Origin of the sequence: Kitasatospora purpeofusca, assembly GCF_000718025.1 — a bacterium.
Classification (GTDB): Bacteria; Actinomycetota; Actinomycetes; order Streptomycetales; family Streptomycetaceae; genus Kitasatospora; species Kitasatospora purpeofusca.
Genome location: NZ_JODS01000002.1, coordinates 499255 through 515561, shown reverse-complemented (window position 1 = coordinate 515561; position 16307 = coordinate 499255). Strand labels below are relative to the sequence as shown.

General features: G+C 76.1%; 13 protein-coding genes. All 13 read right to left on the bottom strand.

Annotated elements, in window-relative coordinates; genetic code table 11:
- Positions 1-82 precede the first annotated feature (82 nt).
- A complete protein-coding gene (locus IF01_RS0105350) occupies positions 83-1252 on the bottom strand; it encodes a DUF6183 family protein (protein ID WP_244215425.1) in 1170 nt (389 codons plus the stop codon).
- 32 nt (positions 1253-1284) lie between these two features.
- Positions 1285-1758 (bottom strand): hypothetical protein, encoded by a 474-nt coding sequence (locus IF01_RS0105345; protein ID WP_030392095.1) that lies wholly within the window; start codon positions 1756-1758, stop codon positions 1285-1287.
- A 6-nt stretch (positions 1759-1764) separates the two neighbouring features.
- Positions 1765-3888 (bottom strand): hypothetical protein, encoded by a 2124-nt coding sequence (locus tag IF01_RS48085; RefSeq protein ID WP_030392094.1) that lies wholly within the window; start codon positions 3886-3888, stop codon positions 1765-1767.
- Positions 3889-4185: 297 nt separating this feature from the next.
- Positions 4186-4923: a hypothetical protein gene (locus IF01_RS0105335; protein WP_030392093.1), complete on the bottom strand. Its 738-nt coding sequence runs from the start codon at positions 4921-4923 to the stop codon at positions 4186-4188.
- Positions 4924-5064: 141 nt separating this feature from the next.
- Positions 5065-9126 (bottom strand): LysM peptidoglycan-binding domain-containing protein, encoded by a 4062-nt coding sequence (locus IF01_RS50875; RefSeq protein WP_051754932.1) that lies wholly within the window; start codon positions 9124-9126, stop codon positions 5065-5067.
- A complete protein-coding gene (locus IF01_RS41330) occupies positions 9126-9683 on the bottom strand; it encodes a hypothetical protein (RefSeq protein WP_157855166.1) in 558 nt (185 codons plus the stop codon). Before IF01_RS41330 ends, IF01_RS50875 begins: the two co-directional genes overlap by 1 nt.
- Before the next feature lie 258 nt (positions 9684-9941).
- Entirely contained in the window at positions 9942-10424 is a 483-nt protein-coding gene (locus IF01_RS0105320; RefSeq protein WP_157855165.1) for a TadE/TadG family type IV pilus assembly protein, read from the bottom strand.
- A gap of 122 nt (positions 10425-10546) precedes the next feature.
- Positions 10547-10921 carry a TadE family protein gene (locus tag IF01_RS0105315; protein WP_051754930.1) on the bottom strand — a complete coding sequence of 125 codons (375 nt, stop codon included), beginning with the start codon at positions 10919-10921 and terminating at the stop codon, positions 10547-10549.
- Positions 10922-10959: 38 nt separating this feature from the next.
- Positions 10960-11238, bottom strand: coding sequence for a hypothetical protein (locus IF01_RS0105310; RefSeq protein ID WP_030392089.1), 279 nt, complete (start codon positions 11236-11238; stop codon positions 10960-10962).
- An 87-nt stretch (positions 11239-11325) separates the two neighbouring features.
- Positions 11326-12204, bottom strand: a complete 879-nt coding sequence (locus IF01_RS0105305) for a type II secretion system F family protein (protein ID WP_030392088.1) — start codon at positions 12202-12204, stop codon at positions 11326-11328.
- The gene (locus IF01_RS0105300) at positions 12201-13220 is read right to left on the bottom strand and encodes a type II secretion system F family protein (RefSeq protein WP_063764136.1); all 1020 of its coding nucleotides are present in this window, start codon (positions 13218-13220) and stop codon (positions 12201-12203) included. Before IF01_RS0105300 ends, IF01_RS0105305 begins: the two co-directional genes overlap by 4 nt.
- A complete protein-coding gene (locus tag IF01_RS0105295; protein WP_030392086.1) occupies positions 13220-14869 on the bottom strand; it encodes a TadA family conjugal transfer-associated ATPase in 1650 nt (549 codons plus the stop codon). Before IF01_RS0105295 ends, IF01_RS0105300 begins: the two co-directional genes overlap by 1 nt.
- Positions 14859-16307: a hypothetical protein gene (locus IF01_RS49205; protein WP_063764135.1), complete on the bottom strand. Its 1449-nt coding sequence runs from the start codon at positions 16305-16307 to the stop codon at positions 14859-14861. The genes IF01_RS0105295 and IF01_RS49205 overlap by 11 nt, the downstream gene beginning before the upstream one ends.

The window sequence follows — 16307 nt, the reverse complement described above, 5'->3', positions numbered from 1 at the left end:
GCCGAAGGGGCACGGGCCGGTCCCTCGGGGATGCTGCCGGAGTGGGAAGTCGGAACGCCCGACTTCCCACTCCGGCACGCCGTCAGTCGGTCGTCGTCGCTGCCAGGACGGCCAGGCGGCGGCCGTCCGGGGAGACGGCCAGTACGCCCAGGTCCCAGACCACCCGGTGGAACCACGGGGTGTCCGCGCTGAAGCGGTACCACGCGCAGGCCCGGACGTTGGCCTCCACCTCGCTCGCCGGGGCGTCCGGCGGCGCCCCGGCGAGGGCGGCCAAGGAGCGCCAGGCGTGGAGCCGTCCGTAGGCGCCGTAGCAGGCCGAGTCGTACGCGCCGCCGGTGGAGGAGGCGGCGAACAGGAACCGCCAGACCTCGGCCGCTTCGACGGGGACCACCCCGAACGCGGTCTTCCGCCCGGGCTCCGGCAGCTCGCCCAGGTCGGTCAGGCAGTCCAGGCCCAGCGCGACGAGTGCGCCGGGCAGGGCGCCGGGTTCCAGGGGCTCCGGGTACGCGAAGGTCCGCGCCTCGACGCGGCCCTCCGGCTCCTCCGGGTGCTCGGCCCAGTTCGCCACCGCCGCCGCCACGGCCCGAACGGTGGCGGCGGTCGTCGTCTCCACCGCCGCCGGAGCGGCATCGAGCCGGGGTGCCGGGTAGCGATCCTCCGGGTCCGGGTAGGGGAACCCGCAGCTGCTGCCGTCGACCGAGTAGGCCGGCAGGTCCGGGTCCCGTTCCGGCTCCGCCGGCACCAGCGGCAGCGCGGCCAACGGATGGTCGCGCCAGTGCGGGGAGGTCGCCCACGAGGCGATGCCCGGGGTCTCCGCCACCGGGACTCCCCGGAGCACCAGTTCGTGCAGCAGGCAGGCCCGCAGCTCCTCGGAGGCGGCGCCCCCCTCCTCGTACACCGGGGCGAGGTCGGCGGGCCGTTGGCAGGACGCCAGCAGCGAGGCCACGTAGCGGTCGTGCTCCGGATCGTCCGGCCTGCCCGCGGCCAGCAGCCGCAGCAGCTCGCCGACGTGCCCGGGCCCCCGGGTCACCGCCAGCAGGCGCACCAGGTGGTCGAAGAGCTCGTCGAACGCCGCCGATGCGTCGGAGCCGGCCGGCATCGAGCGGTGCCGCGGTGCCAGCCCGATGCCGAGGTCCGCCACGAAGGCCGCCCCGTCGCGCTTGAGGCGACGGCGGGCCAGCCGCTCCAGCGTCCGGGCGTTGCGGTCGGTCATCGGCGTCGTCATGAACTTCGTCAGCTCGTCGTCGTCCACGGCGGACGAGCATACGACGCCGCCGGTGTCCGTCAGGGCGTGGGTGTGCGGTCGCGCGCCATCGCCCGGGTCTCCCACGGGGCGAGGTCGTCGTGGAACCGGCGGGACTCCCGCCAGGTGCCCTCGCCGGTCAGTGGGACGCCCAGCAGCACCCAGCGGCGCGAGGTCGAGAAGTCCATTTCGATCTCGCCGGCCATGACGGTCCGGAGGAACTCCAGCGCCAGGCACGTCGGAACCCAGTCGAAGACGTAGGCGTCGCAGATGATCCGGCAGGAGTCGGAGCCGTCCGCGACCATGACGACGAAGGAGTGGCCGGTGGGTGCCTCCAAGTAGAGGTCGACGAGTCGCGGCGGGTCGACCGGCGCCACCTCCACCGACTCGAAGAGGCCCGACGCCTCGATCGCCGCGACGAACTCCGACAGGTCCGCCTCCGGCCAGGGCTCACCCGTCCGCAGCGAACCCTTGAGGGAGCGGCGGTTCTCCCGCCACGTCGACCAGAAGCCCATCGCCGGTCAGGCGGGGTCGGCGCCGGTGGCGGTGGCGGCGAGGGCGGCGAGGTGGCGTTCGGCGGCGCGGAGCTTGCGGCCGTCGGGGCCCGGGAGGTAGGCGCGCAGTTCGATGATCTCCGGGGCGATCCGCAGGGCCTCCTCGCGGTCCGGGATCGCCCGCCAGCAGGCCTCCGCGTTGGTCGCCGCGTGCTGGGTCTCCGGGTGCTCGGGGCCCTCGCTGCGCAGCAGGGTCAGGGCGACCTCGCGGTAGATCCCGGCGGCCTCGGCCGTCCGGCCGGCGAGCCGGGACACGTGGGCGCGGACCTGACGGACCTGCAGGACGGTTGCGGACACCGGGCCGTGCTCGGCGATCGCCTCCAGTTCCAGGGCGAAGGCCAGGTCGGTGGCGGCCGCGTGGTCGCCGGCGTCGGCGCTGCGGACGATCCGGCCGATGACCTCGCGGTAGTCGGCGCGGGGCTGAGTGTGGTCCGGGGAGGGGGTGGCGTCCGACGGGGCGGGCTCGACAGCTTCGGGCTCGACAGCTTCGGGCTCGGCCTCGGCCTCGGACGCAGGCTCCTCGGGGGAGGCCGCGGGGGCGTCCTCGGGCTCGGCGTCGCTGGGCGGCGCGTCCGCCGGGGCGGCGTCGGTCGGTTCCGATTCCTCGACGGGCTCGGGATCGGGCACGACCTCGGCGACGGGCTCGGACGCGACCTCGGCCTCGGGCACGGGCACGGGCACCACCTCGGCGACGGGCACGACCTCAGGCACGGGCACGGGCACGATCTCGGGCTCGGGCTCCGCCGCCGACTGCCAGGCGCCGGCCTTCCGCAGGTCGACCGGGTGCGGCGGGAGCGGCGGGGTGGGCGGTACGCCGGGCTTGAGCAGGTTCACGCGCCCGTCGGACGGCCGCACGGGTGCGGCAGCGGCCGGGGCAGCGGCAGCGACGGACGGCTTGTCCAGGGTGACGGCCGGACGGGGCCCCGGCACCGCGTCCTGCGCGACGGCGGCCTCCCGGGGCGACTCGCCCCACGGCCGGTCGTCCCAGGTGACCTCGTCCGGCGCGGCCGGGCGGGGCAGCACGGCTGCCGGGCTCGGGGCCTCGTACGGGGCGAACTCGGTCGGCGCCCCCTCGCCGCGCCGCGCCGTGTTGCGGAAGAACGGGCGGTCCGGGGCGTGCGTGCTGACCACGATCACGTCCGGGCGGAGCACCGAGTAGACCTGGTGGCGCAGTTGTTCCGGCGCGAGGACGGCCTCGCCGCCCGGGCGGCCGCCGTGCAGGGCCTCGATCAGGGCGCGGGTGAAGGTGCCGATCTGGTCGGGGTCGGGGCTGACCACCGCCCACAGCGGCAGGCCCTCGCTGAGGGACGCGAGGTCGCCCTGGAGCAACGACCAGGCGTTCTGGTCGGCGCTCAGGTCGGCGACGACGAGGGTCTGCCACTCGGCCGGACGGTGCCGCAGCTCGCCGGCGATCGACTGCCAGGCGAGGCCGTCCTGACGGATGCTGCCGGGCTTGGAGTCGCGCAGGGTGAGGTGGAGCTGGCCGCCGCGCTTGTCGGCGAGCAGGTGCCCGCCGAGGTGGACGAGCAGCGGTCCGGGGTGGCGGGCGGCCGCGCGCAGGTGGGCGAGCACGGTGTGCGGGTCGCTGGCGCCGGGCAGGTGCACGGCGTCGACGGTGTCGGCGGCCAGCAGCACCTGCGGGGAGACGGCGGCGAGCATCGCGGACAGCACCGGGGCCTGGGCGGGGCCGCCGCGGCCCCAGGTGCGGCGGCCGGAGGTGCCGTAGCCGCCCTCGACGACCAGGATCCGACCGCGCGGGCCGCTGCCCAGGGCGCCACCGATGCCGGGCAGGCCGTGCGCGGGGGTGGCGCCGGGGAGGGTGAACGGCAGCGGCGTGGCGCCGGCCGGGGCCGGGACGACGGGCGCGCTGCCCATGGCGGGCATGCCGGTGACGGTCCATCCGGTGGACGGCGCGGGCGGTCCGGCCACCGGGCCCGGGGCGGGCTGCGGGGCTGGGGCGGGCGGCGCGGGGGCGGGCGGCGGCACCGGTGGCTCGTAGAGCGCGGCCGGGCCGGGCGGGTGCTCCTCGTAGGCGTTGCGCGCGGACCTCGGCGGTACGGCGTCCTGGGGGCCGGGTCCGGCGTCCGTCACGGGGTCGGAACCTCCGGGGACCGCCGTAGTCTCCGCCATTTCCAGGTCACCGCCCCGCCCCGCCGCTGAGCGGCGTTCTGCTGCCTCGTACCCCGCTGTGGCGCCTGTCACCACACCATGGGCGCCACCCTACGAGATCGGGTGACACCGGAGCCAGGCCGGGTGGGTGAACGGTGACCCGCACCGGGACACCGCAGGCCGGGACAGGGCCTGGAGCCGGGCGCGGAGCAGGAAGTCGACCGGGCCGACTTCCTGCTTCGCGCCCGGTCCCTGCTGCGGCAACGTCAGCAGCGACCGTCAGCAGAACTCGCCCATCCGGTCGGCCACCACGAAGTCCGCCCCGCAGTCCGTGCAGCGCGCGCCCCCGAAGAGGTAGGTCAACGCGGTGGCGACGTCATGCCGACCGTCGCCGAGGGCGAGCCTGTGGAGGCGCAGGCCGATGCCGTGCAGGTCTCCGGGGTCCGCCGGTCGCAGGGACGCCTTCTCGACGTCGTCGTGCAGGGCGTAGTCGCCGCTCGTGGAGAAGTAGCCGTATTCACCGATCGCGATGAACAGGTCGGTCTCGCACCGCGGACAGGAGGTCTGGTACTCCTCGTTCACGAGTCCGCAGGCCAGCTCCTCGCCCCAGACCGGTACACCCTCGAAGGCCAGGACGGCTTCGAGCAGGTAGACGTAGTCGGTGCGGTCGGGAACCGTCCGCAGGTGTTCGTTCGCCCTGCGCAGCAGGACGGCGATGTCCTGGGCGTTCTGCGCACGGAGATCGCCGAGCTCGTTCAGCTGGTCCGCCCCCGCCACGATCGCGGCCGCCAGGTGCACGGCGTTCACCTGCTCCTTCGGGTCGGCGGCGGTCGCGGCGATCGCCGTCAGCCGGGGAAGCGCCGCGAAGCTGGCCGAGTAGACACTGCCCTGATGGCAGAGGGCCGACCAGAGCGCACTCCAGTGCCCGTCACTCGGATCCGCCTCGATCCGGTCGAGCAGGGCGGGTATGTCTTCCGCGGAGCCGTAGGCGTGGCTGAGTTGCGACCAATCCGTCATACGGAGATCCCATCAGACCGCTGTGACAGCCGGCCGTTCCCTGCCCCATGAGGCAACCGGAACGGGGCAGGACGCGCCGCGCCCCGGTCGGCGGGTGGGCCGGGCGGGGCGGGGGTGCTGGTGGGTCGGTGGGTCGGTGGGTCAGGAGCCGGCGAGGAGGTCGCGGAGGAGGGCGATGGTGTCGGCGTCGAGTTCGCGGCCGGTTCGGCGGCTGAGGGCGTCGAGGCGGTTGACGGCGCGCAGGAGTTGGTCGCGGGCGCCGGCGGAGGCGTAGGCGTAGAACAGGTCGCGGTGGAGGAGTTCGACGTCCGGGGCGACGGCGAGGCCGCGGAAGACGGCGGCCTCGGCGCTGCGGTGGTCGCCGTACTGGAGGCGGCGGGCGGCGAGTTCGTGGGCGGTGTCGACGATCGCGGCGATCATGTCCTGCCGTTCGGCCTCGGCCCAGCCGTACGAGGCGGGCGGGGCCTCCGCGAACGGGGCGCCGCGGACCAGGGCGAGGGCGTGGGCGAGGGCCGCGTCGGCGGTGGCGCTGGTGCTGCGCATGCCGCGCCGGTAGAGGCTGCGGAACTCGTCCCAGTCGCAGGTGACGGCCGGGGCGAAGGTGCAGCCCTCGGCCTGGCCGGTGACCAGCAGGGGGCGGCCGTCCGAGGCGGTGCCCAGCCAGGCCGCCAGGTCGGTGAGCTTGTCGGCCAGCGGGTTGCGGGCGTCGGCGGCGGTGGGGTGCGGGTCGAGGTGGGCCGCGCCGGGGTGCAGGTCGTGGTCGAGGGCGGCGCGGTCGGCGCCGGGGCGCAGGGCCAGGTAGGCGGCGAGCTCGGTGAGCCGGGCGATCGCGCCGGGTTCGGCGGTGCCGCCGGTGCCCGCGACGTCGACCGGTCCGAGCAGGCGGATCCGGGGGGCGTTGCGGACGGCGTGCGCCTCCGGCGAGCGGAGGATGGCGAGCAGGTCGTCGCTGTCGCTGCGCCCGGAGGTGGTCGGGACGAGCGCGGTGGCGGCCGGGCCGGGCTCGGGCCTGGTGGGGACGCGCGGGTCGGCGCCGGTGGGTGCGGGGGCCGGGTCGTGCGTCGGTACGGGCTCGGGGACGGCGGGCGCGGGGGTGGTGGGTGCGGGGACGGGGACGGCGGGCACCGAGGAGGGGCCCTCGACCACCGGAGCGACCGGACCCATCGGCGGCACCGGGGCCACCGGGGCCACCGGCTGGACGGGCACGACAGCGGTCGGCAGTCCGAGGTTCTGGGTGGTCTCGTCGCCCTGGAAGCCGTCCGACCCGTCAGAGCCGTCGGCCCCCTCGGTGCCGCCGGACCCGTCGCCGCCGCCGTCCGTCGCGGGCCCGGCGGGCGGCGCGACCGGGAAGGCGGCGGCCGGTCCGGTGGGAACGGCGGGGAGCACCGCGGGAACCACGGCGACCGCCGGTGCCACGGGGACCGGCCCGGTGGCGGCGCCGGCCTGCCGGCCGAGCCCGTTGACGAGGTGTCGCGGGGCCGACAGCGGGGCCGGCAGTGCGGCCGGTCCGACCGGACCCGGCACCGGCGCCGCCGGGTCGGTGCCCGCGAACGGGCTGGCCCCGGTGCCGATCACCCGTGCCAGCAGCCGAGGTCCGGCCGCGGCCGGGCCGCCGCCGGTGTCGTCGTCCGCGTCGTCCCCGGAGTCCGGGCCGCCCAGGGCGGCGTCCAGCGCGGCGAGCGAGAAGCCGCCCGCCGGGCCGTCCGACCCGGGGCCCGACGCCGCGCCGACGCCCGCGAGCACCGGGACGGCGGCCGGGAGGTCGGCGGGCTCCAGCTCGTCGCCGTCCAGGGTCCACGCGGGGGCGGGGTGCTGGGTGCTGTCGTCGGCGGCCCGGAGCAGCTCGGTGACCTGCTCGTACTGGCCGGTGGTCAGGCGCTGCAGCTCCAGCGTGACGTGCAGGCCCGGAATGGTGGCCTGGCCGGTGGCCGGGAGGGTCCAGCGGGCGACCGGGCCGGTACCGCGCTCGGGGGCGCGGGTGACCACGGCGACGCAGGTGCGCGGCCGGGCGTCGAGCAGCCGGCCGAGTTCGGCCGGGATGCCGCCGCCGGGCTGGTGGCCGCAGAGCACGATCTCGGGGACCCAGGACTCGTCGGCCAGGCCCCGGCTGCGGGCGTCCCGGGGGCTGGCGGCCTCGGCCGAGACCAGGGTGGCCCGGGCCTTGGCGGTGCGCGGGCCGAGGGCGGCGAGCGCGGCGTCCAGGGTGGTGTGGCGGTGGATCCGCTCGGCTGCCGGTCCGCTGATCGGCATTTCCTCGGCGAGGTCCACCAGGTGGAGGTGGAGCCGGTCCGCGAGCGGGCTGTGGGCGAGTTCGAGGGCCAGGGTGCGCAGGACGTCGCGGGCGTCGTCCGGGTGCCCGGAGAGGTGGAGCAGCCGGACCGTCTCCAGGTCGGCGAGGACGATCGAGCCGTCCGCGGCCGAGCCCAGGGTGACCAGGGCCGGGTAGGGGGCGGCGGTCTTGCGGGCCTGGGCCGGCGAGAGCAGGCCCTCGGAGTCGGCGGCGCACCACCAGATGTCGGGGGTGTGGGCGGCGCGGAACGGCGCGATGGGCGCGGCCGGGCCGGAGAGGTGGAGTTCGATCGTGCGGCCGGGGGTGATCCGGGCGGCGACGATCGCGGGCAGCCGCTTGCCGCCGCGGACGGTGTTGCGGGCCATGCTGCGCAGGGCGCGGTCGAGCAGGTGGAGGCCGGCGTCGTCCTGGCGGGCCTTCAGTTCGGCCTCGAAGGCGGCGGCCGGGGCGCTGGGCATGGCGATGCGGTGCCGGGGGCGGCGGGCGCGCAACTGGCCGCCGCGCTTGCGGGCGACGGCCCCGACCATGATCGCGGCGAGCAGCACGCCGATGGTGGAGGCGGCGAGGGCGACGCCGTAGTCGTCGTTCGCCTTCTCGGTGTGGGCGGCCGGGGCCTGGGCCTCGACCTTCGGAGCGGGCGTCCCGGCCGGGGCCGGGGCCTGGGCGGAGGGCTGTGCGGGCGCCGGGGCCTGGGCGGAGGGCTGCGCCGGGGCGGGCGTCTGCGCGGCGGGCGCCGAGGGCGCCTGGGTGTTCGGCGCGGGCGGCGGCGGGGTGGGCGCGGGGGCGGGCGCCTGCTCGGGCGCCGGAGCGGGGGCAGGAGCGGGAGCCGGGGCCGGGGCCGGGGCACCGGGCAGGCTGAGCACCATGCCCGGCACCACCACGTCCGGGTCGGTGAGCCGCTCGCCGTCGGGCGCCTGGACGCCCTGGTTCGCCTCGAACAGCTTCGGCCAGGCCTCCGCGTCGCCCAACTCCCTTTGGGCGATCGCCGACAGGCTCTCGCCGGCCTTCACGGTGACGGTGCCGCCCTGGGCCGCGCCGCCCGCCGGGCCGGTCTGCGGCGTGCCGGCCGGAGCGGGTGCGGGGGCTGCGGGCCCGGGGGTCGCCTGGTCGGGCTTGGCGTCGGCCGGCATGGCGAGCTTCCAACCGGGCTGGATCGGCCGGTCCGCGTCGAAGCGGACCCCCGAATCGTCCATCACCCGGCCGTCGTTGAGCTTGGCGATCTCCGTCCAGCGTTCCCCGGAGCCCAGTTGGCGCTCGGCGATGGACCACAGGCTGTCGGCCGGCCGGCTGTCCCGCACGGTGTAGCCGGCCTGCTGGTCGGCGGCGGGGGCGACGGCCGGCGCGTCCTGCGCGGCGGCGAGCTGCACGCCGGGGGCCGCCTGCGCGGCGGCGACGACCGGCGCGTGCTCCGCGGTGGCGGCGAAGGCCGAACCGGCCACCGGCACCAGGGCGATGACCGCGCCGACCAGTCCGGCCGCGGCCCGCTGGCTCCAGCCGAAGGCCGGGATCCGCCGGGCCACCCGGCCGCGCAACTGGGCCGGGACCTCCACCAGGACGGAGAGCGCGAAGCACGCCCAGCCGACCCAGCCGACCACCACCAGCAGCCAGAGGAACAGCCGCCCGTCGTCGGGGCTGGTCAGCAGCGCGCCGATGCCGTCGGGCGCGAGTTCGCCCATGTCGGCCACCGACCGGGTGCCGTACAGCAGCAGGGCGGGCACGCCGACCATCAGGACGAGCAGGGTGATCAGGGCCGCGAGCGCGGCGAGTACGGCGCCGCCCCGGCCGCGCCGACGGCCGCCGCCGGCCCGATGGGACGGCAGCGGCGCCGGCAGCCGGCCGGACGCGGGGGTGGCGTTCGCTCCCCGGGCCGGACGCCCGGCACGGGTCTGGTCCTTGGCGCGTGGCGCGGCCATCAGGCGGTCTCCGCTTCCTTGACTCCGTGGACGAGGGTGGCGCTCCCCTTGCCCGTGACCTTCCGTTTGCCGAGTTCGCCCAGCAGAACGGGGCGGAACTCGGCCCGCACCGTGATCGTGACGGTGGCGCCGTCCGGTGAGAACTCCACGTCGGCCGCCGACAGCCCGTACAGCGCGAGGTAGCTGTCAGCCGCGGCCTCGACGTAGGTCCGTGCCCTGAGTTTGTACCCTTCACCCCTCAACAGGGCTGCCTCGTCCAGCTGTTGGCCGGCCATCCGGGCGGCCTCCTGGGCGTAGGCGTCGACCCGCTCGGCGAGCCGCAGCTTGCCGCCGGCGTCGATGACCAGCGCGATGACCAGCACCACGTAGGCCGCGCAGATGGCGACGAAGATCGACAGTGCGCCCCGGTCCGAACGGCCGCCGAGCGGGCCGCCCAGCCCGGCCCTGAACTGCCCGGCCCGGAACTGCCCGGCCCGGAACTGCCGGGCCCGCAACGGCCTTGCAGCGAGCGGCCGGGCACGGGGCGGCCGCACCGCGCGCGTACGTACGCGTGCCATGGCGTTCCCTCCCCACCGGCTCAGCCGCCCTCCCCAGGGCGTCCTCCGCTTGCGTCTCCCCCGCCCGACGGCTCCCCAATCCCCGTCCGGCCGCCTCGTCCTCACAGCCCTGTCACCCCCCGCCCCACGACCCGACACAATCTCCACCCACTTGCCGCGCTCGAACCGCTCCACCCACTCGACCCGCTTGCCGCGCCCGACCCCCACGGGCCGCTCGCGGCACTCGGGCCCCCTGCCCCACCGGACGGCACCCCGGCCTCACGGGCCCCGGTACCGGTCGACCACCGAGGCGAACCAGCCGGTCAACGTCTTCGGGACGACGTTCGGCCCGCCGAGCAGGTCCCCGAGGTAGACCTCGCAGGTCACCGTCACCTCGACCGTCTCCCAGTCGACGCCCTGGTTCGTCCGCTTCTTGTGCTCGACGGTGACCTTGCTCTTCCGGCAGTTCACGCCCTGCTGCCGCATCGAGTCCGCGGCGGCGGTCTTCGCCGCCGCGTCCATGGCGGCCTGTCCGCGGGCCAGCGACGCCGAGCGGGCCGCCGAGCGGGCCGCCGCCTCGACGGTGCCGCCGGCGGTCTGCACCCGGCCCGCCGCGACCGCGACCAGGATCAGCGCGACCACGGCGGGTGCGACGATCGCCGCCTCGATCGCCACGCTGCCGCCGTCCCGCCGCCGCCCCGACCGGGCGGCGCGGCGGGCGGCGAGCCCCCGCAGCGAGTCCCGCAGCGAGTCCCGCAGCAAGCCTCCCGGCCGCCGGTACCGACGCTCCGACGGCTCCCCGGGCCCGAGGAGCCCGGCCCGGTCCGCGTCCTCCGCGGACCGGGCCGGGCCTGCCGACCACCGTTCCCACCGCACCGACCGACTCACGACCGCACCGCCGGGGGCACGAACCGCTCGCGCGGGGCCTCGGCGAACTGGGTGACGGTCGGCGGAGTGATGAACGGGATGATCACCGGGGGCGTCACCCGGACGGTGACCCTGATCAGCACCGGCGAGCTGCCGTCGGTGACGACCTGGTGGTCCGTGTCGCCCTGACGGTTCAGGAAGTCCTCGGCCTGCCGCCGCGCGGCGGCGTTCTTCTCGTCGTCGGTCCGACTCCCCTGACCCCGGCCCGCGTCGACGCCCTCGCGGGCAGCACTGAGCGCGAGTTGGCGGTGGTACCACCACATCCCGGTCTGGGCGACGGTGATGATCAGGAGCAGGACGATCGGGAAGACGATGGCCAGGCTCAGGCTCATCGCGCCCCGGTCGGAACGGCGGAGTCGACGACGAGGGATCACGGCGCGGCCGGACCGCCGGTGTACTGCGGATCCTGCTCCACCTTCTTGACGACCTTGTCCTTGAGGTTGACCAGGGCGACCACGACCAGGCCCGCGATGAACACCAGCGCGATGACGGCGAGGGCGAGTTCGATGCTGATGGCACCCTTGTCGCCGCGTGCCCGGGCGGCCTTGGCGCGGCCCATCCGGAAGTGGAAGAGCGTGGTGGCGAACTGCAGCGGCACCAGGGCCACGCCGACCAATAGGAAGACCAGCGGCTTGAGTCGGTCCTTCATGAACTGCTCCCAGGTGTGAGGTGTGGTGACGGAGGCGCTGACCTCCGCGACGGGGTGACTCGTCCGACGGGGTGGTACCGGGGTGGTTCAGTTGAGCATCTTGAACAGCGCCGGGAAGACGATCAGACAGGTCATCAGCAGGGTCAGCGCAGACCCGGGCGCCACCATCCGCTCGCTGTCGGCGTTGGCCCGGGCGAGATCCTCCGCCAGCAGTTCGCCCCGCAGGCCCTTGGACCGGGCCCGCAGGGTGTCGTAGACGGCGGCCCCGTCCGTGCCGGAGATCCGCATGATGTCGGCCAGGTCCTGGAGCGGGGTCAGGCCCAACTCCTCCGCCAGCGCGTCCAGTCCGGCCCACGGCGGCAACCGGTCGGTGGCCGCCCGGTCGAGCGCGTCCCGGATCCGCAGGAACACCGCACCGCGACCGACGGCGGCGGCCCGGCGCAGCGCCTCGGCCGGGCCGAGGTCGGCGGCCCGTTCCATCGCCACCAGTTCCAGGTAGGCGGCGATGCCGTGCAGGTACTCGACCCGCGCCTCCTTGGCCTCGCCGCGCACGATGCCGTCCGGGACGAACCAGAGCAGCCCGGCCAGCAACGGCCCGACCACCAGCGGCAGGGCGAACGGCAGATTCAGGTCGAGCAGCAGCGCCACCACCATCAGGTACGGCGGCAGCACCAGTCCGAGCAGGGCGAAGAGCAGCTTGTGCGCCATGAACCGGGCCGGGGTGCGGCCGACCAGGGCGAGTTCGCGCTCCGGGATGCGGACCCCGCGCAGGTTGACCGAGCGCTCGCCGATCCGGTCGAACCAGCGCGGCCGCTCGTCCGGGTCGGGAGTGCGGTCGGCCGGGGTGCGGTGCAGCCGGTCCAGCGCCTGACCCAGATCGGGCGGCGAGGGCCGGAGTTCGGATATCAGCATGGCGAGGCCGCCCGCCGCGACGGCACCGGCCAGTACGGACCACGGGGAGATCATCGGGCCTCCCCGAGCAGTCGCGCGGTGCCCTCGGCACCGTCGGTGCTGTCGGCCGGGGCCGACCCGTCGGCGCCGTCCGGGGCCTGTCCGTCGACCCGCCGGAGCAGCGCGCGGCCGGTCCGGCTACGGCGGTCCGGCTCCAGCAGCCGCGGCACCGGCGGGTACGAGGCCAGTGCGCGCATCCAGGCGATCACGCCCACGAACAGCGCGCAGATCACACCGAGCACGATCTGCCCGAGCGCCGTGCTGTAGGGGGCCGTGTACTCGGTGTTGAACGAGCCCACCGCAACGACCAGAAGGATGATTCCCACCAACCAGCGGATGGTGGTGCGGTGCTTGGCCCGGTCGGCCTCGATGGTGCGCCGCTGCCGGACCTCCTCCCGGACCGACTCGGCCATGTCGGACAGGGCCCGGGCCAGGCCGGGACCGCTGTCGGCGGCACGCAGCACCAGCGCGGCGAGCACCTTGTCGGCGGTGGCGTCGGCCATGCTGTCGGCGAACAGCCGCAGCGCCTCCTCCGGACGCCAGCGGGCCTGCAGCCGGGCGGCCAGCTCGCCGACCTCGGCCTCGATCGCGGCGGGCGCGGTGCGGCGGCTGGTGATGACGGCCTGGTTGAGACCGACACCGAGCAGCAGCACGTCGGCGATCCGCTGGGTCCATTCCGAGAGTGCCTCCAGCCGCTCGATCCGGTCGGTGTCGGAGCGGGTGGTGTCGAAGAGCCAGGGCAGGCCGAACACCGCCAGCGGCACCAGCAGCACCGCCAGCGGGATGCCGGTGAACAGCCAGCCGAGCGGCGCCCCGATCAGCGTGAGCGGCAGCTGGATCCGGCGCAGCCGCGCCATCCGGTGGGAGGCGGTGCCGGGCGCGCCGTACCAGAACACGTGCAGCCGGGAGGCCAGCGGGTTCAGCTCCCGAGGCCCGGCCGACTCCTGCGCCGGGTCGCTTCCGCGCGCCCAGGCCACCAGCGCGACCAGGCCCGCCATGACGGCCAGGCCGCAGAGCACGAAGAGCGGCATCACCGGGCACCACCGCCGATCCGCAGCTGGAGCGGCTCGGCCCAGCTGCCGTAGCGGGAGCCGAGCAGCGCCGCGTCGAAACCGGCCCGGCGCAGGTCGTCCAGGCACTGCGGCGGGGTGTGCGGGACGGCGCGCGGCTCGCCCAGTTCGGGGCGCGGCCCGAACACGGTGTTCAGTGCCGGCCGACCGCTCTCGCCGAGGCCCGCGACCTCCAGGACGTGCGAGACGAAGCGGTGCCGGCGTCCGCCGACGTGCGTCTCGTCGACCATCGACACATGCACGATGAAGTCCACGGCGTTGGCGGTCAGCCGGTAGGCGAGCGCGTCGGTCATGTGCGAGCCGTACTCCAGGCAGAGTTCGGCGATGCGGTCGACGACCATGTGCGGGCCGCGCGCGTGCAGGGTGCACATCGAGCCGCCCTCGCCGTTGGTCATGACGCGCAGCATCGGGACGACCTCGCCGGAGCGGACCTCGCCGACGATGATCCGGGAGAGGGTCATCCGCAGCGCCGCCGGGATGAGGTCGCCGATGGTCAGCTCGCCCGCCGACCGGCCCTCCACCCGCTCGCCGTTGCCCTCCCGGGCCTCCATCGGGACGACCTGGCGCAGGTGGCCGAGGGTGTGCAGCCAGAGCTCGAACTCCGACTCCAGGGTGCCGACCCGCTCGTCCGGCGGGATCTCGGCGGCCATCGCGCGCAGCAGGCTGGTCTTGCCGACGCCCTGGGTGCCGGTGATCATCACGTTCTTCCGGGCCCGGATGGCCGAGGCCAGGAAGGCCGCGAGGGTGCCGTCCACGGCGCCGAGCCGGACCATCTCGGGCAGGGTCGCCGAGGCCACCCGGTGCCGGCGGATCGCGACGTACGGGCGCGGGGTGACCTCGGTGAGCGCCTGGAGGCGCATGCCGCCCTCCAGGCGCAGGGCGAGCGTCGGGCTGGCGGTGGACAGCGAGCGTTCGCCGCCGCCGTGCTGGCGGGCCAGGTCCTGGAGCAGTTCGACGAGTTCGGCGTCGCTGTCGGCCACCGGCGGGACCTGGCGCAGCGGCTGGTGCACCCGGGAGACCCAGACGTCGTCGCAGCCGTTGACCAGGATGTTCTCGATGTCCGGGTCGTCCAGGTAGGGCTGGAGCCGGCCGGCCCGGAACAGCAGGTCGAAGACGGCCTCGGCGAGGGCGCGGTCCTGCTCCCGGGTCGGCGGGATGCCGTGGGTCTGCGCGTAGGCGTCGGACCAGCGGGCGACGGCCTCCTCGATCAGCGCGCGGCCGCGCTGACGACGGGTGGCCCGATCCGGCTCGCCACCGGATCCGGAGGTCAACCGGGTGATCTGCTGGTGCAGTTCGGCCGCGACCTGGCGCTTCAGCTCGCGCGCTACCGCGGGGTCGACGGCGGGCCGGGTGCCGGCGCCGCGCCGGTCGAGCGAGGGCAGCGCGGAGGGGACGGCGGTGGGTGTGGCCGCGGCGGCGGGAACGGCGGCCGCCTGACCGGGGGCCACCGGGCCGGTGGTTGTCGGTCCGGGGGCTGTCGGGCCGGGGGCTGTCGGGCCGGGAGTGACCCGGCCGGTGGTCATCGGCCCGACCGGGCCGGGCAGTGGCGTCGACCAGGGCAGCGCGGCCGGGTCGGTCGCGGGCTGCTGGTGCAGCGGACTACCGCGCACGGAGCACCTCCCCGTCGACGGTCTGGTCCCGGACCTCGGGAGCGGGGGCGGGGGTTGGGGCGGGGGCGGACGATCCGGGCTCCGGGTACGGGCCGCCGGGGTGAGGACTGTCGGGGTACGGGGCGCCCGGGTACACGGCCTCGGGGTACGGGCCCCCGGGGTACGCCCGGTCCGCGTACGGCTGGCCGGCCTGCCCGTGCCCGGGGAACGGCGCCGGGGCGGCCGGCTGCGGCGCGAGCCCGGCGAGCGGCGCCACCGGGCCGGTGGTGATCACGGGCGGCACCGGCCCGTACGGCTGCTGCTCGTACGGCTGCTGCCCGTAAGGCTGTTGGCCGTAAGGCTGCTCGTACGCCTGCTGCTCGTACACCTGCTGTCCCGGCTGCTGTTCCGGCTGTTGGTACGACTGCTGGTACGACTGCTGGTACGACTGCTGCTGGTACGTCGGCGCGGGCTGCGGGGCCGAGGCCGCCGCCGCGGGCCGGACGTACCCGTACCCCGACCCGGCCGCGTCCGGCTGCTGCGGCCCGGCCGGTGCGGCCGTCCCGGCGCCGGGCACCGCCGTCAGCCCGACGGCCTCCGCCACCGGCCCGGTACCCGTCCCCGGCCCGGCACCCGTCCCCGGCCCGAGCTGCGCGGGCCCCGCCGCCGCCGGAGCGAGCCGCTGGCGCCGCCGCCGGACCGTCAACTGGATCTCGTCCGCCGCCGACCGCGCCGTGCGCATCAGCTCCGAGCGGACGAACCGCCGGTCGGTGACGTCCCCGCCGTCCGACAGCACCTGGGCGGTGCGCCGCGCGTGCGGCAGCAGGCCCAGCACGGGCAGCCCGAACTCCTTGGACACCTCTGCCCCCGAGTACGGCCCCTCGGCGATCAGCAGCAGGCCCAGCGCGTCGGCGCCGGTACCGGCCGAGGCGAGGTCCTCGGCCAGCGTGGCCAGCCGGGGCCGGGCCGCGCTCAGCCCGCGCAGGGTGGTGCGCACGGCGGCCGCCACCACGTCGGCCCGGCGGGCCAGCACCGCACTGGTACCAGTGGCGCCGGAGCGGCCGAGGTCGAGGATGACGTCGTAGCCCTGCGGCTCCAGCCCGTGCAGCACCTCCATCAGCGGCTCCCAGGTGTAGGCGAGGCCGGGCGCCTGGGTGGGGTCGGTCAGGCCGGGCAGCAGCAGGCGTTCCGCGTTGCCCGCCGGGGAGAGGTCGATCAGCTGCTCCCAGAGGGCCTGGGCGAGCAGTCCCCGGCGGTCGGCCACGGCGAGGTTGCGCAGTCCGTAGACCGCCTCGACCCGGCCCTCCAGGGCGCCGGCCAGGACGGCGCCGCCGTCCGGGTCGCACTCGACCAGCAGGATGCGGCGGCCGGGCTGCAGCGGCCAGGCCAGCAGCAGCGCCAGCGCGGTCGTGGTGGCGCCGGGTGCCCCCGGGGCGCCGACCACCGCGATCACGGCCAT

Excerpts from the sequence above, each read along its gene's own strand:
- IF01_RS0105310 (WP_030392089.1), bottom strand. The coding sequence starts at position 11,238 with ATGAAGGACCGACTCAAGCCGCTGGTCTTCCTATTGGTCGGCGTGGCC.
- IF01_RS0105300 (WP_063764136.1), bottom strand. The coding sequence starts at position 13,220 with ATGCCGCTCTTCGTGCTCTGCGGCCTGGCCGTCATGGCGGGCCTGGTC.
- IF01_RS0105335 (WP_030392093.1), bottom strand. The coding sequence starts at position 4,923 with ATGACGGATTGGTCGCAACTCAGCCACGCCTACGGCTCCGCGGAAGAC.
- IF01_RS41330 (WP_157855166.1), bottom strand. The coding sequence starts at position 9,683 with ATGGCACGCGTACGTACGCGCGCGGTGCGGCCGCCCCGTGCCCGGCCG.
- IF01_RS0105315 (WP_051754930.1), bottom strand. The coding sequence starts at position 10,921 with ATGAGCCTGAGCCTGGCCATCGTCTTCCCGATCGTCCTGCTCCTGATC.
- IF01_RS49205 (WP_063764135.1), bottom strand. The coding sequence starts at position 16,307 with ATGGCCGTGATCGCGGTGGTCGGCGCCCCGGGGGCACCCGGCGCCACC.
- IF01_RS0105345 (WP_030392095.1), bottom strand. The coding sequence starts at position 1,758 with ATGGGCTTCTGGTCGACGTGGCGGGAGAACCGCCGCTCCCTCAAGGGT.
- IF01_RS50875 (WP_051754932.1), bottom strand. The coding sequence starts at position 9,126 with ATGGCCGCGCCACGCGCCAAGGACCAGACCCGTGCCGGGCGTCCGGCC.
- IF01_RS0105305 (WP_030392088.1), bottom strand. The coding sequence starts at position 12,204 with ATGATCTCCCCGTGGTCCGTACTGGCCGGTGCCGTCGCGGCGGGCGGC.